This is a genomic window from Levilactobacillus suantsaii, assembly GCF_004115745.1.
Classification (GTDB): Bacteria; Bacillota; Bacilli; order Lactobacillales; family Lactobacillaceae; genus Levilactobacillus; species Levilactobacillus suantsaii.
The window spans coordinates 23,578-48,161 of the sequence record NZ_QXIL01000011.1; the positions used below are offsets into that span (position 1 = coordinate 23,578).

The window sequence follows — 24,584 nt, forward strand, 5'->3', positions numbered from 1 at the left end:
TGTGACTTTAGTGATGAGTCGTTTGCTGGCTATTTTTGCGTAAATTGAGCCACATGTTTAAGCAACTCAGCCCGGTCAGAATGGTTAAAATAATAAAGGCAACTCCAGTTCCTAATTGCGTCGTTGAGACATAGACTTTTGAGGTTGTTGGACCAGCTTGAAATAGGGCCACAATAGTTGAACAAACGGTCGTTCCCACGGCACCAGCAAATTGCTGTGTCACGTTAAACGTTGCGTTACCATCTGCCTGCTGGTTTGCGGGCAGGAGATTGATGCCGTTAGTCATAATGTTTGCGAGTCCCGTTCCGACACCTAACATAAAGATAGCGTAAAAGGTAATAATTGAGGTGTTGGTCAAATGGGTCGTATTAATGGTAAACAAGCATAGGGCAAAGAAAACAATCAGGGTTCCCGTTTTAATGGGTTTATTGGCGCCGAATTCATCTAAAATTCGGCCACTCAGTAGCGTAAAGATGGCCCCGATAATGGCGCCTAATAATAATTGCAGAGCGGCGATTAGGGCGGATTTACCAAGGACGATTTGGCTTAGATTAGGCAGCAAGAAGCCTAAGCCTAATAAGGTCATCTGAATCAGCAAAAATGACATGACGTGTGCCGAAAACTTGTTATTTTTGAAAATGGCAAGATTTAACAGGGGCCGAGCTTGCCGATTGTTGCGGCTAATAAAGCCAATTAGCCCAATGAGACCGACGATTAGGGCTAAAGCAAATTGCCAACTAATAATGCCGTGAATGCTAATTTGACTAAGGGCGAGAATGAAACCAGTAAACATTAATGGGATAAAAATAAAGGTTCGCAAATCGAATGGGTGCTTACTTAACGGTTTGGATTGAGGAATGGTAAAGACCCCCAAAATAAACGCAATCACTAAGAGGGGCAAAAGGAAAATAAAAATATAATGCCAGTTAAGGGCGCTACTGATGATCCCACCAAGGGTAGGGCCAAGAGCTGGCCCTACGGCCGTCACCAAAGTTCCGACGGCCATCATGATACCCATCTTTTCGCTCGGAACTTCATCAATAATAATATTGAACATCAGTGGAAGGGCTACCCCGGTCCCAATGCCTTGGATAATTCTTCCAACTAATAGGAAGGTAAAATCTGTCGCAAAGGAATCAATGCTGACACCAATAATGAAAAAAGTAATGGCAAATATAAACAGATGCTTGGTCTTAAATTGCTTTTTTAAGTAAGCGGAAATGGGGACAATAATCGAAACAATCAATAGATATGATGTGGTCATCCATTGTACGGTAGACGTCTTGATATGAAATTCTTTCATCAGCGTTGGAAAGACAATGTTCATAGAAGTTTCGATGACCATGCCACAGAAAATCATGATGCCGGTTGCTAAAACAGCTAGTAAAATTTGAGTTGTTGAATGTTTTTGAGATGAAGCCATACACATTTCCTTTCTTAATGGGTGTTAAATGAATGGAGATTTTTGATAGCTAACTCGAGTGACGCTAAAAAGGTTTGTTGTTGACTAGTGGGCATGCCGGTAAGCAATGCTTGTTCGAGGCGTTCCTTTGAAGCGTTGAGTTGTGTTTCTAATTGCATAGATTTATGGGTTAGTGAAAGTTGCTTACGTCGCTTATCGTTAGGATCGACGGTTTGTTGCAAGAGCTCTTTTTGAACCATAATGCGGATATTGGCGGTGGCGGTTGAACTACGGATATTAAATTCTCGTTCAATGTCAGTTTGATAGACAGTCGTTTGGTAGTTGTCAAAGAAAAAATTGAGAATAACGATTTCCATCCCACTAAGGTTTAGCTTGGCGCCAATTTGCGAAAAGTATTGGTTGATACCGCGGGCTAACACTTGAGCTAAGAAACCATAATCATGATTTTTCAAGTTAGGCACACACTCCTTAATAATAACTAGATATCTAGGCAACATAGTCTATATTAGGATGATAGTTATGAAAATGCAACTGGTTTACTGACACTAAAGTAAAAAGATGAAAGCAATTGAAACTTTAAACTCGCCAGGCAAAATCGTTTCGGTGGATTAGCAGGCAGAAAGGTGGGCCAGTTAACTATCCGAAAGGCGGGTGGTTAACTAGTTTAGGCGCTTTAGCAATCTTGGTTAAATTTTGTTGGGGATAATTAATTTTATGCAGCAAATGTTTATTTAAGGGTCATAAGGGTTACTGATGTAGGATAGTTAGTCGACAAAATTAATTTGTAAACGCTTAGAAATCAACGTTCGCCCGGATTGCGTTTTATCCTATATATGGTTTATTCATGGCTGGAATAATGGACAAAGTGAATAAACGCGACTATTTTTCGGCTGATTAGCAAATATGTGGGCAAAAATTGAAATATAAAAATTATCCACACCGGTAAAAACGTGGTACTATAAAGTAGATTATCGGGTAATAACTGTAACCTTTAAAAAGTTATGTGGATTGAATTGAGTGAGGGCGATTGAATGAAAGGATTGGATCCGAAACGTGCTTCGGAACTGTTTCGATCAAACAGCAAAACGCACTTTAAAATGTATAAGGCAGGTAGGAAGTGGCTAGTTGCCGGTATCTCAGCCTTAAGTGGTTTACTTGGTCTGGGGACCATTAACTCGTCACCCGCTAAAGCGGATACTAAGACGGGAGCGGCCAAGCAACTCGATACGGCTGACGTCGCGGCAACGCAAAAGTCGGGGACGATTCCGGCGACGTCGCAAACGGACGCGCAACAAGCAAGCACGAGTGAGACCACGACTTCGACCAGCGCGGCACCATCGAAAGTGGCCGCTTCCACGAGTGATGAGTCAACCACAACTGATAGTGAATCGTCGAGCAAGTCGGATGCGACCTCGACGTCCACTTCAACCTCGACCAGTACCAGTGATGCGACTTCCACGACAGAAGCTAGCACGTCCACAACGGAGTCGGAGTCTACCGCGACGAGCACGTCGCAACAAGATGAAAGCGCTTCTATTTCCACCACGGAAACGTCGACGGGACAACCCAGTGCTTCCGAAGATTCTCCGGTGGACAGCTTATCGACTAGTGATACCGATAATTCCGCTTCGACGGATGACAGTGTCAGTGAGTCCACGTCAACCAATGATAGTGCAAGTGATTCTGCATCAACGACTGACAGTACCAGTGAGACCAGCGAGACATCGGCTTCAGTAGACGCCTCGACATCAACGGAAAACAGTCTGTTGGTCGATGAACTCATGGACCAGCTGACCAATCTCAAAGATGCTTACGGGGCCCAAGCGGCAAATTCGCTGCTGGGGACGACGGCCATTATGCCGCTGGCTTTAGCACTGGATACGAATTCAGCGTCGACACCAGGCGTGTATACTGACGATGTTTCCTATAACCTTGGGGCTGCAGACGCTAAATCAGCAATTGATACCATCATTTCGAGTCTTAATCTGAGCGGTGGACTAAATATTCTGGGGGTACTTGACTCGTCAGCGATTACGAAGTCGATCCAAACGATTTCCTCATGGCTGGATGCCTATAATACTGATAGTTCTATGCAATCCAGTACGGATTATGCTCCGCCAATTTGGTCTGATAATAATTATAAAGCGCCTAGTGATGCAGATACGTTTACTACCGGCCTTCTTTTTAAAACGACGTACTATACGAAAGATTATAACCAAGGGTACGCAGATTGTTTGCGTGATTACACATCTGGCCTAAATGCTTGGTTAAAGGGGATTGAGACTAAGGCAACGGATATCGATGCGGGTAACGATTTAATTAATCAAACCTATGACGGTGATGACTTGGCGTCTGCGTCGTTTGGTGGGTCAACGTCAACGGCAATTAGTAGCCTGGTAACCATTGCTAAAAATTCAAAGGGAAATTATGCCTCTCAGCTATTAGGTTACACGTCTGATGCCAATAATACTGCGGATACTGAAATTAGTAATACGGTAAAGTATATTAATGGGTTTGTTGCGATTCTAGCGCCATCCATTACTAATGGGATTACCCACGAGGCTATTGGGGATATCCGTTCCATCGGGGGAACTCTGGATTCGACGAATGCGGATGGTGCGACCAACTATGCCCCAGAAACGCTGGCTGACGCGGTGGCCTTGAACGGTGATCTGCAGGCTGTCGTTAGCAGTTTAGGATTGACTTCGGTTTTAACGACCAACGTTTTAAACGAAATTTATACCGGTATCAAAGATTCTGCCGTAAATGCCATCATGAACGACTGGTCAATCGGGATGAATACGTCCATTGGCGAATTGATGCAGGGGTTTATTTACGGTTACGATAATAGTAACGGTGAAGGTTTTTTAGACCCTAACTCAACCTATGCGGATGTGGAGGGCTTTGGGATTGATGATCCTGCAAAGATTGCAGACGGGAGTGGCAGTCAGCTTAGCCTAACGGTCCAAGCCGCTGCCTATGCTTGGGGAAAGAAAATCCTGGGTAGCGTCATGACCTTAGCGAGTCATGATGCCTTGACGGAGAACCGGCCCGGGCTAGCTGACATCCTCAATGAATTGGAAGATATTGGTATCATTACCGCTGATGAAATTGATCAGTTGACGAACGACGCCGGGCATACCTATGTTGCTACAGCCAACGTAACTTATACGCGGGGTGGCGCCGGAGCGTTAGCCATCATTCAAGCCCTTTACGATAATCAATACAATACGGTCAAGGCGGCAACGGATGACTATTTAAACAATCCATCCGGGTATAATTATAAAAATAGCCAAGAATTCGCTACGCAAGACGAAGCCCATGCGTATACTTATGCCGGCTCGTATCAAGGGACTTCCACGGCTACTATTCAGTCGTACAATAACCGGAGTTACTCGCTGGTGCGTAACGGACTGAACGAATTGGATGCGGCCTATCGGGCGATGAGTATCGCTGATGATCTGGTTCATACTGAGCTACGTGGGGACTTGACAACGGAGACGAATCCGTTAACTTATAGTCAAATTGGTCAAATCTCAATGGCTGGGTCGCCGTCCGTTCAATTGCCCGACTTCATGAACCTTGATAAAAGTGTTGATTCCACGCTTTTATCACGGGCCTTCTCCGATGATAATGTCAACGCGTTAACGGCGATTGGCCAAAAAGCGTTTATCAATAGTTACAAGACAGAATTGAAAAATGCCACTGACGCCTTTAAGGCCGGCGCTGCGTTAGCCGAACAAAATTATGAAAACTCTATTAATGGGGACATTCCAGCTGTGGAAGAAGCTGGGAGCTATAAAGGCCTTAATTACCAATCTGATGGTTCCGGGGTATTGTCCGGCAGATCAGGGATGCCATTATCCGATGGGACTGATACTGAAGCTCATCCAGGGCGAGCCTTTACCGATGGCTATAACGTTAACTTAGTCACGGTCAACGTCACGACTAGTGCAGCCAATACCGATGATGCAGCTGCCTTCGAGCAAACGTCGATGTTTGATGCTCAAGAAGCGTTGCATACCCTGCGAGGGAAGTCCATCACGGTCACGGCACCAACGCCCGATGCTGGGTGGAGTGTGGCTTCGGATAACCCGGTCGTCATTGAAAGCGCCGATGACACTTCTGCTATTGCTTTTATTTATAATCGAACGGCGGCCTATAACTACGCGAGTTTGAATGACCAAACGGGAACCTATGATGGTCAATTGGCCAGCACGTTATTGAATGACTCAGACTTTACGCCAGCTTGGAATGATGATGACTCCGGTCAGCAAATCGCGCTGGATAAAGGTTGGTTAGCCGTTGATAATGACGATATCAAAGTTGGAACTTATACGTATCATTTGACCCAAGCCGGTGCCGAGGCCTTAATCGCCCAATTGCAAGCGGATGAAGGCAGTGACTTCTTCGACACCCATGAATTGCCAACTATCACGAATTTGATGGCAATGAAAGGAAACCTGACGGTCGTTCAGACCACAGATGAAAGTCTTTTGCCAAAGATTAACGGGCATGATGTGACCTACGTGATTGGTACGGCAAAGCCAACGGCCCCGGACTACGTTTATAACGCTACGGGTGCTAATGGTGACCAAGTGTCATCCACGTTAGTCACGGCGGATGACACTGCGGTTGACTGGGATACGGATGGCACCTATGGGGTCACCTTGAGTTTGACGGATCCAATCAGTAATCAAACTGTCTCACAACTGGTTAACTTAATCGTGATGTCTGCCGAAGCCTCAACCTCAACATCTGAAGCCCAAAATTCGGCTTCGACTTCAGCTGAGGCCAGTGTTTCGCAACAGACGTCGAAGAGTACGGCTTCTGTCAATAACGCAGAAGATTCAGCGTCAGCTTCAGAAGCTAGCCTGAGTCAGCGGTCCACGTCTGATCAAAGTGATAACTCCGAGGCCTCAGTGAGTGACGCGAGTTTGAGTGACCGGTCGGTTTCCGACATGAGTTTAAACTCGGAATCTATCACCTCCACCCAAAGCGCCAGTGAATCACGGGCACAACAGTCGCAATCTAAAGCCAGTCAGCAATCGGCTTCAGAGGCCTCACAATCCGAGGCTTCCGTCAGTGATGCTAGTCGATCACAAGCTAGTGTCAGTGAGTCGATGGCTAGTGTTGTTTCGGTGTCCGAATCGCAATTTGAGTCACAACAGAGTGCTTGGTCCACGTCGAATGCGCGGGACTCGGCTTCGATGAGTGTGTCCGAAGCGAGTTTGAGTGACGCTTCAACTTCTGAAGCCAGTCAGCAATCAAATGCGTCGACTTCGGTGGCCAGTCTGAGTAACGACTCCGTGAGTGTCGATTCGATGATTAGTGCCAGTGACACGTCGCTGTTGAGTGAAACGTCCGTCTCGCTTTCGCAAGAATTATCGGCGGTCGTTTCCGCTGAACAAAGTAGCAGTCTGACTTCTATGAGCCAGACAAGTCAGAGCACGGATAGGAGTGCATCGCAGGTCAGCATGAGTGAAGCTTCGATGTCCCAACTCAGCGAACAATCTGAGTTGTCAGCGTCCCGAGCTTCACAGGCCCAGGATAGTGAACAGTCTATCATCTCAACTTCATTGGCCAGTCTGAGTGAACGGTCGTTGTCCGGCAAGAGTTTAGCCTCACAAACATCGGCCGCGGAAAGTCAGGCCAGCGAATGGGCCTCGGCGAAAGTCAGTGAGTTATCCGTGATGTCGCAAGCGGAAAAGAGTATTTCGGAGACAGTATCATTGAGTGAAGCATCGGCTAGTCTGTCGGTTTCTGACATGAGTTTGAGCCAGTGGTCGCAATCCATCGCGAGTGAAGCGTCCGTCTTGTCTGCGGATGAGGGGAGTTTGACGTCACAATCCGGATCTGATTTGAGTCAATTATCACTGGGGTCGGCTTCATTAGCCAGCTTATCGGCCACTAGTGTCAGCAACTATTCGGCTTCTGAAACCAGTCAAAATAGCGAAATTTCACAGTCGTTGGTCAGTTTGAGTTTAATCAACTCGACGGATCCGGATATTCAAGATTCCTTGACCAGTTTAAGTAATCAATCCGTTTCGGACCAATCCGCCCAATCACAATGGTCGGAAGCTAGTGACCAGGAAGCTTCAACCGCTTCGCAAGCTAGCGTGACCTCAACGTCCATTGCGGGATCGTTGAGTGCGGTGCAATCACAATCAGTGGTCTCGGCCAGTGAATCGGCAGACCAAACCAAGAGTTTGGCCAGTGCCAGCTTGTCACAAGCCAGTCAGCGGTCATCGTCCGAACATAGTTTGAGCCTACAATCGGTTCAAGAATCGACTGCCCAATCTGAATTGGATAGTGCCCTGACAAATTCAGCGAGTGAAAGTGCCAACGCCTCGGCCATCGCATCATTGAGTGTGGCCGGTTCCAACTTGGATGACCAGAGCCTGCAATCAGCAGAACAAAGTCTGTCTACAGTTCTCTCCAATATGAGCGTTTCGCAAGCTTCAGTCACCAGTGCCCAGGATAGTTTGAGTACGGCCTCGCAATCTGAAGCTAGTCTGAGTGCGCAGTCAACCAGTGAGTTCTCAGAATCCTTAGCCAGCTTAGAGGACGTCGTTGCATCAACTAATAGCGGCATTACCAGTGTCAAAGAATCTGAAACGAGTTTGGCCAGCCGGTCGGTCTCGGGTGAACAATCAATGTCGGTCGTTTCCGAAGCTGAAGCCAGCATGAGTGCCGCCTCGCAGAGCATGAGCTTGGCGGAAAAGTCTCTGAGTGATGCATCACAGAGTGAAGCCAGTGCGCATGAGTCGGCGAGTGAGTCGGCACGTGATTCCGCCGTAACTTCAGCTGAAAATTCTGCGAGTGTTTCGGCTAGTCAATCGGCCAGTGAATCCACGAGTGTCAGTGAGGATAACTCGTTGAGTGTCGCTTCCGCCAGTGTCTCGGCGAGTGAAAATAGTTTGAGTGCTCAGTCTATGAGTGACGCCTCGACGGCGTCCGAGTTATCGGCGAGTGAAGCCAGCGTTAGTCAACAAGTCAGCCAAGCTGATAGTGTTGAGTCGGCAGCTTCGACGTCGTTAGGTTCCATCTCGAACGCCAGTGTCAGTGAAGTTTCGGCTTCCGAAGCCAGTCAAAGTGCGGAAATTTCCAAGTCGTTGACTAGTATGGATTCCGCTGAGGTCAGTGATGATGATGTTTCCGAGTCATTGACGAGTTTGAGTAATCAATCGACCAGTGAAGCCAGTGCTCAATCGCAATGGTCCGAAGCCAGCCAGACGTTGGCTAGTGAAGGGTCAGCGCGGGAATCAGCCACGACGTCGGCTGAAGCCAGTGTGGCTTCGACGACGAGTGCGGCAGAGTCGGAATCCACAGCTTCGGCAAGTGCCTCGGCTAGTCAATCCGCCATTACGAGTAAATCGTTAGCATCCATTTCAATGGATCAATCAACGTTGACCAGTGTGGAAGATAGTTTGAGTGAAAGCAGTCAGAGTGCGGATAGTGCCCAATCCGAGTTCAACTCAATCAGTGCCAGCTTGAGTGCCGACGATGATAGTAGTCATGATAGTGAGTTGAGTACTTCCGCCGCAAGTTTGAGCGATGCGTCAACCAGCTTGAGTAGTGAGCTGTCGACGACGTCGACCAGTGCGGCTAGCCTGAGTGAAAACTCCATCTCCGAATTGTCGAAGTCCTTGAATAGCTTGAGTGATACGTCGGCTTCGATGGCGGATAGCTTAACTTCCGTCAGTGAATCCGAAGCCAGTCAAAGCGACCGATCAGATTCCGGTTCAGTCTCCGCATCAGTTGCTTCAGTTAGTGAGGCAAGTTTGAGTGATGCTAGTGCCAGCGCAAGTGCATCCATGGTTAGCTTGAGCGATCGGTCGACCAGTGAAGCGTCAGCTCATGAATCCGCCAGTGAATCGGCTTCGGCATCGGCGAGCGACGCCTCGATGAGTGAAGCTAGTCAGAGTGACGCTTCGATGAGCGATGCTTCAATGAGTGAAGCGAGTCAAAGCGACGCTTCAATGAGCGATACCTCGATGAGTGAAGCCAGTCAAAGTGATGCTTCGATGAGCGATGCCTCGATGAGTGATGCGAGTCAAAGTGAAGCATCAATGAGCGACGCCTCGATGAGTGAAGCCAGTCAAAGCGACGCGTCGATGAGCAATGCCTCGATAAGTGACGCTAGTCAAAGTGACGCCTCGATGAGCGATGCTTCAATGAGTGAAGCCAGTCAAAGTGAAGCATCAATGAGCGACAGATCCATGAGTGAAGCCAGTCAAAGTGAAGCTTCAATGAGCGACGCTAGTCAAAGTGAAGCATCAATGAGCGATGCCTCGATGAGTGAAGCCAGTCAAAGCGACGCGTCGATGAGCAATGCCTCGATGAGTGACGCAAGTCAAAGCGACGCTTCAATGAGCGATACCTCGATGAGTGAAGCCAGTCAAAGCGACGCTTCAATGAGCGATGCCTCGATGAGTGATGCGAGTCAAAGTGAAGCATCAATGAGCGATGCCTCGATGAGCGACGCTTCAATGAGTGATGCGAGTCAAAGCGACGCCTCCATGAGCGATGCCTCGATGAGTAACGCTAGTCAAAGCGACGCTTCAATGAGCGACGCCTCCATGAGTGAAGCCAGTCAAAGCGACGCGTCGATGAGCGATGCTTCCATGAGTGAAGCCAGTCAAAGCGACGCTTCAATGAGCGATGCCTCGATGAGTGATGCCTCGATGAGTAACGCGAGTCAAAGTGACGCTTCAATGAGCGACGCCAGTCAGAGTATGGCAACTCCTCATGGTGGTGGTACTGCTGACACTGGTAATACCGGTGGTACCGGAACTACACCGGGCGGTAACACCATCTCGACTGGTACGGCTGCTGATACGGCAACCGACGATGACGAAGGTACCTTAATGACTGGTAGCAGTGCCGATACGGTCGCCAAAGCTTCTATGATTGGCCGCGCTGTTATGGCGGTTAAGAAGATCGGCTTGTACAAAAAACCGACGTTCTCTAAGAAGAACCGAATTGTTTGGTACAAGAAGATGCCGAGAAACCGTCGGCCAGAGTTCGTGATTATCGGGATTGCTCGTTCAAAGGGCGGTCGCCTGCGTTATAAGGTACGCGATGTTAACCACAAGTCCAAGACTTACGGTTTGATTTGTTACATCACGGCCCGCAAAGCGTACGTCAAGGAAACGTATTACCAGTCTATGACTAAGGCCAAGACCAAGAAGGTCGCGACTAAGACGGCGAAGGGTAAGACGAAGTACGTTTTGAAGAAGCAGACCTCTAAGACCAAGACGGTTACGATTATCAATCCAAAGGGGGGTCAACTCTTACAAGTCAGTCAACTTGACAGGAGAAGTTAAGCACTACCGTCAAGGACAGAAGCTCACCATCAAACGGGTGGTTCACTACCACGCGACGACACGGTTCGTCTTGAGTGATGGCACGTACATCACGGCCAACAAGCAATTAGTTCGGACCGGAGCCTTTACCCACGCGAAGTACGTCACGGTCAAGACCGGTGTCAACCTCTACAAAGATTACAACCTTCAGACCAAGGCAGGACATCACTACACTGCTAAGACGAAGATCAAGATCTTAGGTTGGGACTACTCCGATAACGGGACGCTACGTTACCGGGTTGCCGGTGGGTATATTACCGCCAATTCCCTGTACGTTTACAAACATTAGACAGTCATTGTAATCAACTAAAAGCGGTCGTTAGCCGCCCAATTAAGGGTGGTTAGCGACCGCTTTTAGTGTCCATGGGGAAATTACTGATAACGTCAAAAACGGGCCTGACAGCGCGTGTCAGGTCCGCTTGAAGTTGCGTTAAAGGTTAGATTTAGTCTTCGTCCGGAATCACAGTGGCCTTCTCGAGGTTAATGTTACGCAAAGCTAATGCATTGTAGGCGCTCTGGGTCATCTGGACTTCTTGGATGTATTGGATATCGTCGTTCAAAATTCCTAAGAGGTTCCCGCGGACTTCGTTTTGCTGGTCGAAGGGGTCTTCGGACAGGTGCAAGATGTTATGGGATTTGGTATAGCGCAAAGCCATCATTTCGACGCCCAGGTAGCAGACCGTCACCTGGTCTTGGACCGTCACCAACTTAGCCACCTGCTGGCAGATGAATTGGTTGAGATTGTCATAGTGTTCCAGGACCTTTTGGGTGGTCGGGTCTTCAATCGTGATGTAGTTTAAGACCTTATCGTAATAATAGTAGCGAATGACGGGTTGACCGGCCAGGTTCAAAAATTGAAACTCTTGGGGGTCGCCTTCGTTGTAAAACAACAGGGTGTATTGCCGGCCGTCCGTAGCATACTCTTCCACGATATCGTTACTACCATCGGGATTGAAGTAATCGATCTCCTTTACGGCCCGATTGGTATTAGGGTAGAGCTTAAGCTGACCAATCGGGGCGCCATCGTATTCGAGGGCACAGTAGCCGTCCGCGTTCATTAAGATGTTCGTCTCCGTCGGCACCGGTGCTCGGTTGAAAAAAAGGTAGTCATCAGTATTGTAAGTGGTCCGTTTGGTGATGGCATCGTAGAGATTCAAACTGTGCTTAATCCCTTCCTGTTTCATGGTTCCGGCAAAATTCGGGGCCGACCCAATGGAAAGCAAATGCAGGTTGTTAGCCTGTAAGACCTTCTTTTCCTGGTGCCAAACGTCAGTGGTGGTGAAAACACCGTTAACTAGTTCATAGTGCATCGATTAACTTCCTCCAATCTGCGGCGATAACGTGGTCCTGGTAGCGTTGGATGGATGCGAGGGTGTTTACCCGTAACTGCTGGTAGTCGGCTGCTAAGAGACGCTTAAGGGCCAAATAGAGCTGATTGACGCTATAGTCGGCATCAGTCCGGTTAAAGTCTGCCAAGAAACCATTTTTACCCTCGGTGACCAATTCCTGTGCGCCGAAGCGGGCGTTGAAAGTCACGATGGGCAAACCAGCGTTTAATGCTTCGATGTAAGTCAGACCAAAGCCTTCCGAGTAAGATCCGGATAAGTAGGCATCGTATTTGGGGTACTGGGTGTCAAGGTCGGCGGATTGGCCCTTGAGGGTGATGTAATCGCCGGCGTGACCGTCCTCAATTGCCTGTTTGATGCGTTTCTGTTCTTCACCAGCTCCGTAAATGTCAAAAACTAAGTTTACCCCGTCATCATCGTGGAGCTTAACCAACGCCTTGACGATGAAGGCGACATGTTTTTCAATCGCTAACCGTGACGCTGTGATAAAGCGAAGCGGGTCATGGGGTTGTTTGGTGGTGTCGAACTGGGGATCGTCACGGACGCCGCCAACGGGAATCGTGACGAATTGTTTATCGTGGCCCGGAAAGTCGATCAACATATCTTGACGCTGTTGCTCGGTGGCCGTGACCACGTTGTCGACCCCGTCGAGGTGGGTCAATAAGTATTCGTTATAGTTGTTGAATAAGGGGTAACGCGGGTCCTTACGGTTATTCAACTGGTCGGCGTGAATCACGTCGATAATTTTGACTTTATCGGAGTGCATCGGGAACAGGGCGACTTCTGGGTCGATGCCACGGTCGATCATGAAGATGTTTTTTTCGTTATAGGCCAAGTTGAGCCGTTCGAAGAAGTAGCGAATCAGTTGCATGCCGTTGCCGAAGAAGAGGTGCTCACCCCCGGCCTGATGGTAGAGGTGAATATTACGGATGATGACCTTGCGGTGCTGGTCGTCGTAGAACTGGAAATTAGCCATGCGTTGGCCGGTGTTGCGGTTGAAAATCTCCACGTGGTTGGACCCGACCAATAAAATTTTAGATTTTTTATGTTTATCGGGGTGCTTGATCATGTGGTCGACCACGTGCAGACCACTTTCCGTGTAAGTATCTCGTTTGCGGTGAGTGTTGGTGGAGTCGATGACCAGTTGGGTGCTGTGCTTGTAAAACTTCTGGGCGCCATGTTTGAGGTAGTCTTCGCCCAGAGCAAAGTATTCCCACATGTTGATGACCTGCTCGTTCGCTAGCCCCCAGCGACGCATCGGGGCCTGTAAGTCCCGGTTCAATCGGTAGAATAAGTAGCGGTATGGGAGCTGGGCCTGGTCCAAGACCTTTCCGCGGTAGAATTCGGCATGTTCCACCCCGGAGTTGCCCATCCCGATGGTTCCGTTTACAAAAAATATCATAGCTGATCCTCCTGGTTCTGAACTGATTGTGGCTGCCAATGTCGTTCCAAGGCCTGCCACGCATCGAGGCCGCTAGCTTGTGGCGACGTGTGGGGCTGCGCGGCGAGAAAGGCATCTCGTTTTTGATTGAGCTGGTGGACCCAATTGGGGTCCCGTAATTGCTGCGGGGTCACGAATCCGACCAGATTGTTTGCATTGGGCGCAATCCAGAGCGGTTTAGTGGCATTTTGCCGGACCACGAGATCAACGTGACTGGTTTGAGCGGCCTTAGTGGTAATCTGGACGGTTCCCAGCACCTGGTCGACGGTAAACGTATGGGTGGTAGCGGTGGTCTGCTCGGCTAACAGGAGGTAGCGAAACATGACCTGTTGGTGGTGGGTATTCACTAGTTCAATGCGGTAATTGACCGCCGTCGATGGAAAGGTGAAGCGACCACTGGTGCCATCGAGAATGATGGGATCCAACTCGGCGTTCGTAGCATCGAAGAACCGCAGACGCAAGTAAACACCCCCGGCAATCACGGTGATGTTGCCGTCTAAAGTATAGGCCCTTCCAGGGGTCAGAATAGGTAGCTCACAACTCAGGTGTTCTTGACCGGCATTGCGTTGCGATCGCCAGTCATGAATGACTTCGCCCGGCGGCATCAGCGGTGCACGGTAACTGACGACGTGTTCGGGAGACACGCTGACCTGACACCCGTATTCGTAGGTGCTACGTAAGTGGGCGGGCCACAATAATAAGTACGCCAAACTCATGGGGACACCTCCTTAGAGGCGATCGTCCGGTCGAACGCGGTGGCGAGGATCATCCGGTACTGCTTGATGAACCAGGCGTTGACGGCGGGCGTATCGTCGTTGTGGCGGCCTAAGATGCCTTTATGCAGGAATTGCACGTGGGGAAAGGCCGTCGTAATCCAGTCGAACAGCTCCGGAAACGTGGTGTTATCGAAGTCGTCCTGTTGCATGTGGGCCACGGCAAAGGTGGTGTGGCTGAAGTCGCCCTGTTTGACCTGGGCCCAGATGCGGTCGTTGAGGTCCTGGGCGGTCTTTGCCGTCACGTCGCCGGTGTGGTCTAACAATAAATCAAACGAGGGTTGGAAATCCTGGGTCCGTTTGATTCGCCCATTGGTGGCCGTGGTCCCCAGGTTCAACAAGGGTTTACCGGCGATGATGGCGCGAGGCTTTAACTTGGCACCGTAGTAGAACGCCGCGACGGTGCCCTCGGAGATGCCCGATAGAATCAAGTCGTCGGGAGCAAATCCCAAGCGGTCCAAGGTGTCTTGGATGACTTTTAAGAAGGCCGTTTCGTACGCCGGACTGCCCAAATAAAAGCCGCCCCCGTTGAGCCGGGGGTCACTGATCAATAAGAAGGGGGCACCCAAGCGTTCCATCATAAAGTTCCCTTCAAAGTGGTCGCTCAAGTTGAACCCACTGAAATACACGTTCAACGGTGGCTTAAGGTCACCGGCATCGAAGTAGGCGTAGAAGTTCTCGTTGAACGTTTGCGGAATATGGATGAACTGCCCACCGGGAAAGAGGCGGCCGTAAGTTTCGCGGGAACGGGAGATGTGGACTAAACCGATATCCACGGTTCCTTGGCCCCGGGCTAAAAGGCTCAGAGTGTAGTAATAATCGGTACTGCCGAGGTGTAAAGTCTTGCACGTGGGATGGCGCGTCGGGTCGAACGTGACCGTGTGGATTGGCTGATCCGTGGTTTGATTGATCAAGGTGAGTTGGTAACGGACCGTCACGTTGGGGCCTACCTGGCACTCCGGCTGAAAGAGCAGGTCACGAAACCGGGGCGCATACCCCTGGGCCTCCCAGATAGCGACCGGTTGTAGCGTCGCCCCAAAGTTGCCGGTGAGTGTCAGCCGGTAACGGCCATAGCGGGTGATTCCTCCCTCAAAACTAGGCAGGACACGTAATTGGCTGTGGTCTAATTTAAAGGCATCCTGACCGGGGAACCAGTCGCGGTTGATGGTGTCCGTTAAGCGCTGCGGGTCCGTCATGTCGACGGCAAAGGCCCCCTTTAATTTCAATAGTTGCTGGACGTCCTGGCGCGGCGTGACACGCTGGTCGTACAGGATGTGGTTGGCGGGCAACACTCGCAACACCGCGTCGTTCAACCAAGTGGCATCGCCACTTGGTAAGAGAAACAGGGCGTTACGCCACTGGGGCGTGAGTTGGCCGGCCAGCGTGAGGACGGACTGGGGCTCCTGGGGGTGTTGGGCGCGGTCCGGATAATAGACCCACTTGAAATCTGCTGTGAGCTTAGCGGGCTGGATGACCGGCTGGCCGCCCAGTTGGACGACTGGCATCTGTGTGTTCGCCATAATCGATCACTTCTCTCCAATAAGCTAAAAGTTTAGGTTCTGCTAAATTTTCCAAGGCAGTGATACTGCTGACCAGGCTCTGGTTCCAATTAACCAGCGTCTTTAAGTAAAAGTCGAGGGACTGTGTCAGGTCGCGGGGGTGCTGGATGATTAGACCATTTTGGTGGTCGGTGACATACCCGGTGGCTGTGGCGTTGATTTGCGGGATGCCCGCACTGATGGCGGCAATCTGTAGTTGCAGATCCGGCATGGGCCCGAGGTCAATCAATAGTCGCGCTTGTCCCAGCAACTGTTCGCGGGCATTGTCGGTCAGATGGACTTGTAGTGTCACCCGCTGGCGTTGGGTCAACACGTCTTGAATGGCTTGGGGGCAATCCGTGAGGCGAACGCCTTGCCCGCGTTGAATCTGGGTCCACAGCAAGTCGATAATCTGAGCTTGCGGGGATTCCAGGTCTACTTGGGCGTGGGCCAATAGCCGCGCGCGCAAGTCTTGTTCCAAGGCGTGTTGGCTACGCTGCGAAGTGGTGATGATGGCCAACTGATTTGTCTCAGCTTGGGTCAGCCAGGCGACCAATTGACTAGCCACGGTATGTTGGGCGGTGGTGGTCAAATGATTGACGGTCCAGACGAGTGTGGTTGCCGGCAGTTCGGTACTGTGTCCCAGCGAAAGTGTTGTCGCGTAGGGTGAGATGACGTCGATGGGCGTCCCTACGTCGGCATTGACCAACGAAAACTTGGTCACCATCTGCTTGGTTGGGACGATGACGCGTTCCACGGCTCGCAACAGGTCATCCGGCAACGTCGGGGCCCGTTGTGTCGATAACAGATAGGCTACCCGGTGCTGGTGAGCCAACTGCGTCAGAATGGTAGCGGTGGCCGGGTTAGCGTCCGCAATCAAGAGGTCGTGACGCTGGGCCAAGTGTTGCTGGACCGTGGTCGTAATCAAGGTTTCGAGTGAAGCCACAGTTCGTGTTGGCTGCCCATCAGGTCCTAACACCTGAATTGTAGTGTCGTTTACTTGACGCATCTTGGGTTGCCGGGTCGGGGAGAACCAGAGTTTTTCTAACCGGTGATGGTGAGCATCGTAAGTGGTTTGGGTCGAACAGAATCCCCGGTCATCGTAGACCTTGACGATTTGTTGACCAGTCGTGGTGGTCAAATCAACTTCGCTCACGAAGCCAGCTGGATGGAAATGGACTTCACCGTAAATGCGGTCGTGACGGTACAGCAAAACGGTGTGGGCGAGGTAGGCAAATTGGGTATCTGCTGGTAAATCCAAGTCTTCCAGCCCTAAGGGTAACCCGGTGGCCCGAGTAACGCCCTGTAAGGCATCGAAGACGTTCCACCAAGGCAGTTGCGTCAGGTGGTTAGCTTGTAATTGATACCGGAGCCACGGCAACGGCTGGAGCAATAAGAGCTGGGTAGCCACCTGGTTATCCATGAATAGTTGGGCCAGCTTGACGACGGGCGTGTCGTTGAGCGCCGTCGCATCGCGGGACCACGCGGGAATAATCACAGTCATCTTGTCAGCTCCTTAGTCAAAAATCTGGTAACGGTTCTTATTGATCAAGCCCTTGATCTGGTCGGCCACGCCACCGACCATGCCGGCAAGAATCAAAACGGACCCCAAGTACAATGAGTAGTTGACGGCAGCCGGGTACCACAACCCAACGATTAACGGGCCGACGCCCACTAGCAAAATCAGAAAGTTCGAGATAAACGTTAGCAAGTTAAAGTGGTGCATGATGACCGCTTCGGTCGCGTCACCGGCCGGAACCCCGATCAAGTAGTCGTCACTTTCCCGTAAGGTCTTAGCCTGGCGGGAAGGCTGTAAGTTGATGTAGCCAAAGGCGTAGTTCAATAAAATCAACACCAGCGCATAGACCAGGATGCCCTGGGGCGTGCGGTAGGAGAACCAGGTCACGATGGCGTGTTGCAGTGGCGTGGTTGGTCCGACCGTTTGGTTGACGAAGTAGCGCGGCAACATGAACAGCGAACTGGAGAACATGAATGGCATCCCGGCTGAAGTCAGAACCTTGATTGGCAGGTAAGAATCCGAGTGTTCTTGGTCCAACATCGGTCGTTCGATGGGGAGGCGCAATTCAGCGGCGTTGGTGATGACACTCAGGACCAGGAAAATCGCCCCGATAATGATTGCGGCAGTCAGGGTCGTAGCCGTAATCTTGAGGGGCACGTCTTCTGTGTCGCCGAACCCGTTGATCAGGTTCCCGGGGATGCCCCGCACGATACCAGGGATGATCAACGCCACACTGCTTCCAATCCCGATGGCGGCGTTTAGGTTGGCCAGCCAAGCGACGAACATCGCGCCGGCGACCAGAATGATAATGGTGCTGATAAAGACAATGTTAATTTGGGTGCCTGGAAAGTAGAACGTGTCCAGTGACCCGCGCACCAGGTAAACTACCTGAAAGGATTGGGCGATGGCCAAGACCAACGTGATGCCGTATTTGCCCAGACTGACCTGGTGCGGGCTCAGGTGGCTAATGGCCTCGTCTCCCACGGCCTGAACTGCTTGCCAGATGATCATGGCACTCATGAACGGGCCCATGCCGACGGAGAACAGGGTCTGGTTGGAAAAATCACTCCCGGTCACGTTAGCGAATAAGCGTAAAAAGGTGACGTGACTGATAGCGTCCTGCGCCGTGCTCACATCGAGGTTGGGCAACGGGATGGTTTGGCCGGTGACAAAGACCGCCAAAATCAGGACAGTCCAGCCCAGGCTGGTTAAAAATTCACGATAGCGATGCACAGCAAGATCACCTTTCTAAGGATAGGTTACGTCAATCGTCCCGTCCGCTTTGAAGTTAAATTCCGATAAAAGAAGGTTCTGGACCGCCTGGTGAGCGAAGGCTCGCTTCATATTGGCGAAGGATCGCCGTCCGTCTTTTAAGTATTCCAAAAGCGGGTCATGTTGGGCAGTACTTCGGTTGGTCGCAATCTGGCGCAACTGTTGCAACATATCGACTTGGTCAATCCAGGCGTTGTCCAGCGATTTCAACAGGCACATGCGTTCAAAGTAGACTTGTTGGTCCTCATTAATATTCTTAAATTTTTTCTGCAATTGGTCAACCATTAACCGTCGTAAAAATTTAGCGGTTTGCTGTGATTGGGGAGTCCACTGCTGGTCAATGACGTCGGCGATTACCAGTTGGTTATCGATGGTATTGAGCACGTAATCAGCCAAGACGTTGCGAGTCGGTTCGGGGTGGTCGCGCAAGAAGGCGTTAGTGGCCATCTTAAAGACGCTGGTTAACAAGGGCGTCAAATCGGGTTGCGTCATGATGGTCTGCCGGGTGGCATAGATGGTATCACGTTGGACCCGCATGATCTCGGCGTATTGTAAGGTCTGGTTTCGGGACTGGCGGTCTTCCCGTTCGGCATTGTGTTGTGCCTGGGTAATCAGGTGCTTGAAGCGGTGCCGAGTTATCCAAGACGGGTGGGCCGGTGCTTCATTTTTAGCCAACTGACGACGGTATTTCCGCAGCCACTTAGGACCGTGCTCCAGCAAGATCGAATCTTCAATGGAGACCAAGAAAATGGTTTCGCCCGGAGCACCTTGGCGGCCAGACCGGCCACGCAATTGGTTATCGACCCGGGCACTGTTCATTCGCTCGGTCCCCACGACCAGGAGGCCCCCGAGTTCTTTGACGCCAGGGCCCAGGGAAATATCGGTCCCCCGGCCGGCCATAGAAGTGGCGACCGTGACGGCACCGAGTTGGCCGGCCTCCTTGACGATGAGGGCTTCCTTAGCGGCACTGCGCGCGTTTAAGAGGTTATGGGGAATCTCGTCGCGAAGTAGAATCCGGGAGAAAAGATTCGACAACGAGACGGAACCGGTTTCAATCAAGACCGGGCGACCCTTGTCGTGGGCCTGCTTGACTAGGGCCACGGCATGTTCGAGCTTAGTATCGGTGGTCATGAAGAGCTGGTCGGGCCGGTCGATGCGTTGCGAGGGTTTATTGGTCGGTACGGGGATGACCGAAAGGCGGTACGTCTCTTGGAGTTCCGCGGCGTCGGTCATCGCGGTGCCGGTCATGCCACTGAGATGGCTGAACATCCGAAAGAGGTTTTGAAAGGTGATGGACGCCATGGTCCGGGTCTGTGTGGAAACCGGGACTTGTTCCTTGGCTTCCAAGGCCTGGTGGAGGCCAGCTTCCAGTTTCATACCGGCTAGTTTTCGGCCATTCGACAGGTCCAAAAGTGAGATGCCGTCGTCATCGACCACGTAATCGCGGTCGCGCGTTAGCGTCTGGTGGGCCTTTAAGGCAAGGACGAGGTGCTGGTACAAGGTCCGGTGTTTTTCGGTCAAGAGCCCCGTGAGCCCCAGATATTCCGACATGTGGGTGATTCCCGCTGGGGTGAACCAGACCTTCTTATGGTCGCTACTGCGTTCAAAATCCACGTCTAGTTTGAGTAAGCGAATGACCTGATCGGCGATGCCAAAGAGGTTTGAGCGTACCCGTGGTGCCCCTGAGATGATCAATGGCATTTGTGCCGAATCCAACAACACCGCGTCAATCTCATCCAGCAACGCAAAATGGAACCCCTGTAAGAAGCGGTCCTGCGTGGTGCCGGCCAGATTGTCCATCAGATAATCGAACCCCAGGGTGGAGTTGGTGGTGTAAACGATGTCGGCTTTGTAGATGCGCTGGAGATCCCGGTCGTGGGGGTCGCCGCCAGTTGGTGGCACTCCCGCCACGGCGGTGAGTCCCAACCAACGGTAGACCTTGCCCATCTTTTTGGCGTCCCGGTAAGCTAAGTATTCGTTGGCCGTGACCAGAAAGTTGCCACTCCCGGTCAGACCGTTTAAGTACATGGGTAAAGTGGCGGTCAGTGTCTTGCCTTCCCCGGTCTTCATTTCGGCGACGTTGCCGTCCTGCATGACCAATGCCCCGATGACCTGCACGTCGAACGGGAAAAGGCCTAGGACACGACGGTCGGCTTCTCTCGCGACGGCGAAGGCAGGGATTTTAAGTGTATTTAACGATTGGCCCGCCGCTAGCTGCTGGCGAAAATGTGCCGTCTGAGCTTTGAGCTGGTCATCACTCATCGCACGGTATTTAGGTGCTAGGGCGGTGACCGCTTTCATTTGGCGAAAATAGCGTTGGGGCGTGTGTTCTGATTTGAGTGCCATATTGACCATTTCTTTCCATCAAAGTTGACCCGATTCATTGCTTTCCACACGTTAAGGTGGTTATAATTATAGCATGATGAGTAGTTCAAAAAAAGATATGTTAACACACGATATTTCTTCTCGAATGAAGCAGGAGAAGCGTTATGTGAAGGTACCAGCCCGGGAAAATGAAACCGGTGGCAAAGCACTCAACATAACGATTTCGGTCGCAATTGCCATTATTGTTTTGGCGGGGATCCTGTACCCGTTGGTAAGTCTATTTTAAGAGGGCGAATGGTTTCAAGGTGCGACTTATGGGGGACCCTGTGAACCATCGAGAAGAGAACGAATAAACTGTCAAAAGACTGGGTTGAATTGGGGCGTTTGTAAAATGAATAAATGGATAACGGATATTGTTCAGGGCCGAACTTTTGACGCGACTCGGCAGGCCAAAGAAGATATCGCGAAGATTGCGGCGCAAATGGGGTATCACATCGCCAACATCTTTCGCTACAATGATAGTGGCGAATCTGACGAGGCGGTGACCTCGAGAATCGATGGTATCACGGCTGCTGTGGCCCGCGGAGACATGCTGGTGTACCAATACCCTTCCTTGAATAGTGGTCGGTTTGATAACTTTTTTGTGGACCAGATGCACCGACGGGGGATTAAATTCGTCTGTTTGATTCACGACGTGGCCACACTCAGAGACCAACAGAAACCTACGTGGATCGACGAACTGGGGTACTTCAACCGTTGTGACGTGTTGATCGTCCACAACCGGCGCATGGCGGACCGGTTGAAGGAACTGGGTGTCACCACCCCGATGGTCATGCAGTATCTGCTGGATTATCTGGACGACAGCCACGATGACGACCGATACGTGTCCACCCCGGAGACCTTTAAGCGCGGCGTGGTCTTGGCTGGGAATCTGTTGAAGTCCCGCTATGTGGCACAATGGGCACAACAGACACCCATCACGGTCTTTGGCGTCAGTGATGACCAGTTGGACCAACAGTTAGCCGCCAATCCGAAGATCGACTTTCGGGGGCAACGCTGGCGCTGGGATTTGGCCCAGGAACTGCCACGTACCTTTGGTTTAGCCTGGGACAGTGACACCGAGACTTATAAATATAATGATTACACCCGTTACAATCACCCGCATAAGGTCGCGATGTATCTGGCCCACGGTTTACCAGTCATCATTTGGCGGCAAGCCGCCGTGGCTGATATTATCGTGCAAAACGGGCTGGGATTAGCTATTGATAGTTTGGACCAGATAGATAATGCTATAAATAGTATATCTGATGATAATTTAGCCCAGATGTTGGAGCGGGTCAACGCATTTGGTCAGCTGATTCGGGACGGGTGGTTCACGCGCCAAGGGCTCCAGGCGGCTGAAATGAAGTTGATTGCACCGGACTTTCAAATCCCAACTGACCTGCAATAGAATGGGTTGCCCTGCTACATTTATTATAGTCTGAAATACTTACAATGAAAGAACCGGCATGACTGCTGCATTGATAAAAAGGAGATTGGACGGATGTCCAATCTCCTTTTTGGTACCACCGGTAAGGAAAACGGCAGTTGGGGAAGTGACCGAAGCAACGTCGCAAGGCGAAGCCATTTAGACAACTAAGAATTGTTTGATTTAATTTGACGTTTAAAAGCAAATTAATTGACGACATCGGCGCTAACCGCTTATACTGTTTTCTATAAAACGTAGTAGTATCAAGGGATTGAATGAAATAATTAGCACTCTAAAAATCAAGTGCTAATTATTTGCATTTCTGACCAATACTGACTATTATAGAAAATGTAAAGAGAAACAAAGCTAATTGAAAGGGGTTATTGATAATGACCAATGAAATGATGAACCGGAACGATGACTTATTCAATCCAATGAATTTCTTTAACGAAGTGGGTAACTTGGGCCGTGACTTATTCAGTGGTGAATCGACCCCAATGAAGACCGACGTTGTGGAACACGATAAGAATTACGTGGTCACGGCAGAATTGCCAGGCTTCAAGAAAGAGGATATCCACGTCGATTACCGTGACGATACGTTGCGGATCACGGGTAAGTCCGAAGTTAACGCCGATACGAAGGACAACGATGGCCGCATCTTACGGCAAGAACGCTCCCAGCAAAACGTTTCGCGTGCTTTCTACCTGCCAAACGTTGACTTAAAGCAAGTCGCTGCCAAGTATGATGATGGTATCTTGACGTTGACCTTACCAAAGGAAACCGAAAAGAATGACAGCCATAAGATCAGCATCGACTAAGCTGACTGACCTAAAAGCTGATTAAAAAGAGTGTGACGTCTTAGCCCGTGCAGGGTCGGGACGCCACACTCTTTTTTTACAATGGTGGAAATTTTTCGGACTTTAATATTGTTTACCGGTCTCGTAGACGATTTCAGGTTCGTTGCCGGTCCGCTGGTTCTGGTTGAGTAGGTCGATCATCGACATCTCATCGGCGGTCAACTCGAAATCGAAGACCGCTGCGTTTTCGGCGATACGGGCGGGGTGTTGCGATTTCGGGATTGGAAGTAACCCGTGTTGCAGTTCCCAGCGTAACGTCACCTGGGCCGGGGACTTCTGGTGGTGGGCCCCAATTTTCTGAAGCATCGGATTGGCCAGTACGGTATGATGCCCCAACGGACTCCAGGCTTCGGTCAGAATATGGTGGTCGGTATCGTAATCGAGCAAAGCCTGCTGGTTGAGATAAGGATGGTACTCGACTTGATTGACCACCGGCATCTCGTGGGCCTGCGTTGCCAGGAGTTCGAGGTGGGCGACAGTGTAGTTGGAAACCCCAATCGAGCGAACCTTCCCGTCAGCCTTCAACTTTTCGAGTGCCCGCCAGGTCTCAAAGAAGTGCACCCGGACCGGCCAGTGAATCAACAGCAGGTCAAGGTAGTCGGTCTGCAGGCGTTTTAGCGACCCCTCGACGGCTTTTAACGTCTGGTCGTAACCCTGCACGACCTCGGCGACCTTACTGGTGAGCTGAAGGTCTGTTCGCGGTAAGGCTAGTTGCTTGAGGGTGGTGCCCAGTAGGTCTTCGTTACGGTACAGCATGGCCGTATCGAAGAGGCGGTAGCCGGCGTCAAAGGCTGCTTGGATGGTGGTGTCCATTGCGGCTTGGTCCTTGATGAGGTAGGTGCCAAAACCCAGTATGGGTAAGGTATTGCCGTCGGCGAGCGTGTGCGTTGCGGTGATGCTAGATAATGTCATGGATACGTTTCCTCCTTGGCGGAAAATCCCGTCATGATTAGTCTGGCTCGGGCCGAACGAAGCAGCGAGCCCCTAGACCTATCTTAGGGGATAAGGCTAGAAATGACAACGCTTACTAGATTCAGTGCCGCCGAAATTGGTCGTACAGGTTGACGCTGGATTCGATCAGCATTCCAGCAGTCATTAACCACATGGCGACCATACTTTGTTTGGCGAACATGACCCCTAACAAGACCAAGTACAAGATGAACAGGAGCAGTGATGTTGATTTATGTCCCATGAAAAATTCCCCCTTATAATTAGATAACTCACTTCTCATTTAACCACTCTGCTGGCTGACTG

At 50.7% G+C, this 24,584-nt stretch carries 16 protein-coding genes; 5 read left to right on the forward strand and 11 right to left on the reverse strand.

All coding sequences use genetic code 11. The features are described from left to right. Positions 1–7 precede the first annotated feature (7 nt). A complete protein-coding gene (locus DXH47_RS06810; protein ID WP_170954976.1) occupies positions 8–1,423 on the reverse strand; it encodes an MFS transporter in 1,416 nt (471 codons plus the stop codon). A 14-nt stretch (positions 1,424–1,437) separates the two neighbouring features. Next, the gene (locus DXH47_RS06815; RefSeq protein WP_170954977.1) at positions 1,438–1,875 is read right to left on the reverse strand and encodes a MarR family winged helix-turn-helix transcriptional regulator; all 438 of its coding nucleotides are present in this window, start codon (positions 1,873–1,875) and stop codon (positions 1,438–1,440) included. 579 nt (positions 1,876–2,454) lie between these two features. On the opposite strand from DXH47_RS06815, the gene DXH47_RS06820 reads away from it, so the two are divergent. Both DXH47_RS06820 and DXH47_RS06825 read left to right on the forward strand, forming a co-directional pair. After that, on the forward strand, positions 2,455–10,752 hold the full coding sequence (locus tag DXH47_RS06820) for a KxYKxGKxW signal peptide domain-containing protein (protein ID WP_129032616.1): 8,298 nt from the start codon (positions 2,455–2,457) through the stop codon (positions 10,750–10,752). Continuing rightward, positions 10,736–11,080, forward strand: a complete 345-nt coding sequence (locus DXH47_RS06825; RefSeq protein ID WP_129032617.1) for a DUF5776 domain-containing protein — start codon at positions 10,736–10,738, stop codon at positions 11,078–11,080. Before DXH47_RS06820 ends, DXH47_RS06825 begins: the two co-directional genes overlap by 17 nt. Before the next feature lie 154 nt (positions 11,081–11,234). On the opposite strand, the gene DXH47_RS06830 is transcribed toward DXH47_RS06825, so the two are convergent. From DXH47_RS06830 to secA2, 7 genes are read right to left on the reverse strand one after another with little or no spacing between them, the layout of a single operon-like run. Further along, positions 11,235–12,101, reverse strand: a complete 867-nt coding sequence (locus DXH47_RS06830; protein WP_129032618.1) for a hypothetical protein — start codon at positions 12,099–12,101, stop codon at positions 11,235–11,237. Beyond that, a complete protein-coding gene (locus DXH47_RS06835) occupies positions 12,091–13,539 on the reverse strand; it encodes a glycosyltransferase (RefSeq protein WP_129032619.1) in 1,449 nt (482 codons plus the stop codon). Before DXH47_RS06835 ends, DXH47_RS06830 begins: the two co-directional genes overlap by 11 nt. After that, a complete protein-coding gene (gene asp3 / locus DXH47_RS06840) occupies positions 13,536–14,294 on the reverse strand; it encodes an accessory Sec system protein Asp3 (RefSeq protein WP_129032620.1) in 759 nt (252 codons plus the stop codon). The genes DXH47_RS06835 and asp3 overlap by 4 nt, the downstream gene beginning before the upstream one ends. Continuing rightward, positions 14,291–15,871 carry an accessory Sec system protein Asp2 gene (gene asp2, locus DXH47_RS06845; protein ID WP_129032621.1) on the reverse strand — a complete coding sequence of 527 codons (1,581 nt, stop codon included), beginning with the start codon at positions 15,869–15,871 and terminating at the stop codon, positions 14,291–14,293. The genes asp3 and asp2 overlap by 4 nt, the downstream gene beginning before the upstream one ends. Beyond that, a complete protein-coding gene (gene asp1 / locus DXH47_RS06850; RefSeq protein WP_129032622.1) occupies positions 15,810–17,393 on the reverse strand; it encodes an accessory Sec system protein Asp1 in 1,584 nt (527 codons plus the stop codon). The genes asp2 and asp1 overlap by 62 nt, the downstream gene beginning before the upstream one ends. Before the next feature lie 12 nt (positions 17,394–17,405). Continuing rightward, positions 17,406–18,641, reverse strand: coding sequence for a preprotein translocase subunit SecY (locus DXH47_RS06855; RefSeq protein WP_129032623.1), 1,236 nt, complete (start codon positions 18,639–18,641; stop codon positions 17,406–17,408). A 15-nt stretch (positions 18,642–18,656) separates the two neighbouring features. Next, the gene (gene secA2 / locus DXH47_RS06860; protein WP_129032624.1) at positions 18,657–21,026 is read right to left on the reverse strand and encodes an accessory Sec system translocase SecA2; all 2,370 of its coding nucleotides are present in this window, start codon (positions 21,024–21,026) and stop codon (positions 18,657–18,659) included. Between the two features lie 97 nt (positions 21,027–21,123). On the opposite strand from secA2, the gene DXH47_RS11860 reads away from it, so the two are divergent. The 3 genes from DXH47_RS11860 to DXH47_RS06870 all read left to right on the forward strand — a co-directional run bounded on the left by DXH47_RS11860 (position 21,124) and on the right by DXH47_RS06870 (position 23,291). Continuing rightward, positions 21,124–21,291 (forward strand): hypothetical protein, encoded by a 168-nt coding sequence (locus DXH47_RS11860; RefSeq protein ID WP_225423522.1) that lies wholly within the window; start codon positions 21,124–21,126, stop codon positions 21,289–21,291. Between the two features lie 105 nt (positions 21,292–21,396). Continuing rightward, positions 21,397–22,455 carry a sugar transferase gene (locus DXH47_RS06865; RefSeq protein WP_129032625.1) on the forward strand — a complete coding sequence of 353 codons (1,059 nt, stop codon included), beginning with the start codon at positions 21,397–21,399 and terminating at the stop codon, positions 22,453–22,455. Positions 22,456–22,862: 407 nt separating this feature from the next. Then, positions 22,863–23,291, forward strand: coding sequence for an Hsp20/alpha crystallin family protein (locus tag DXH47_RS06870; protein WP_129032626.1), 429 nt, complete (start codon positions 22,863–22,865; stop codon positions 23,289–23,291). Positions 23,292–23,393: 102 nt separating this feature from the next. Here the strand turns inward: DXH47_RS06870 and DXH47_RS06875 are convergent, their stop codons facing one another. Together DXH47_RS06875 and DXH47_RS11675 are read right to left on the reverse strand one after the other, a co-directional pair. Then, positions 23,394–24,242: an aldo/keto reductase gene (locus tag DXH47_RS06875; RefSeq protein WP_129032627.1), complete on the reverse strand. Its 849-nt coding sequence runs from the start codon at positions 24,240–24,242 to the stop codon at positions 23,394–23,396. Positions 24,243–24,363: 121 nt separating this feature from the next. Then, positions 24,364–24,522: a hypothetical protein gene (locus DXH47_RS11675; RefSeq protein ID WP_170954978.1), complete on the reverse strand. Its 159-nt coding sequence runs from the start codon at positions 24,520–24,522 to the stop codon at positions 24,364–24,366. Between the last annotated feature and the right edge of the window lie 62 nt (positions 24,523–24,584).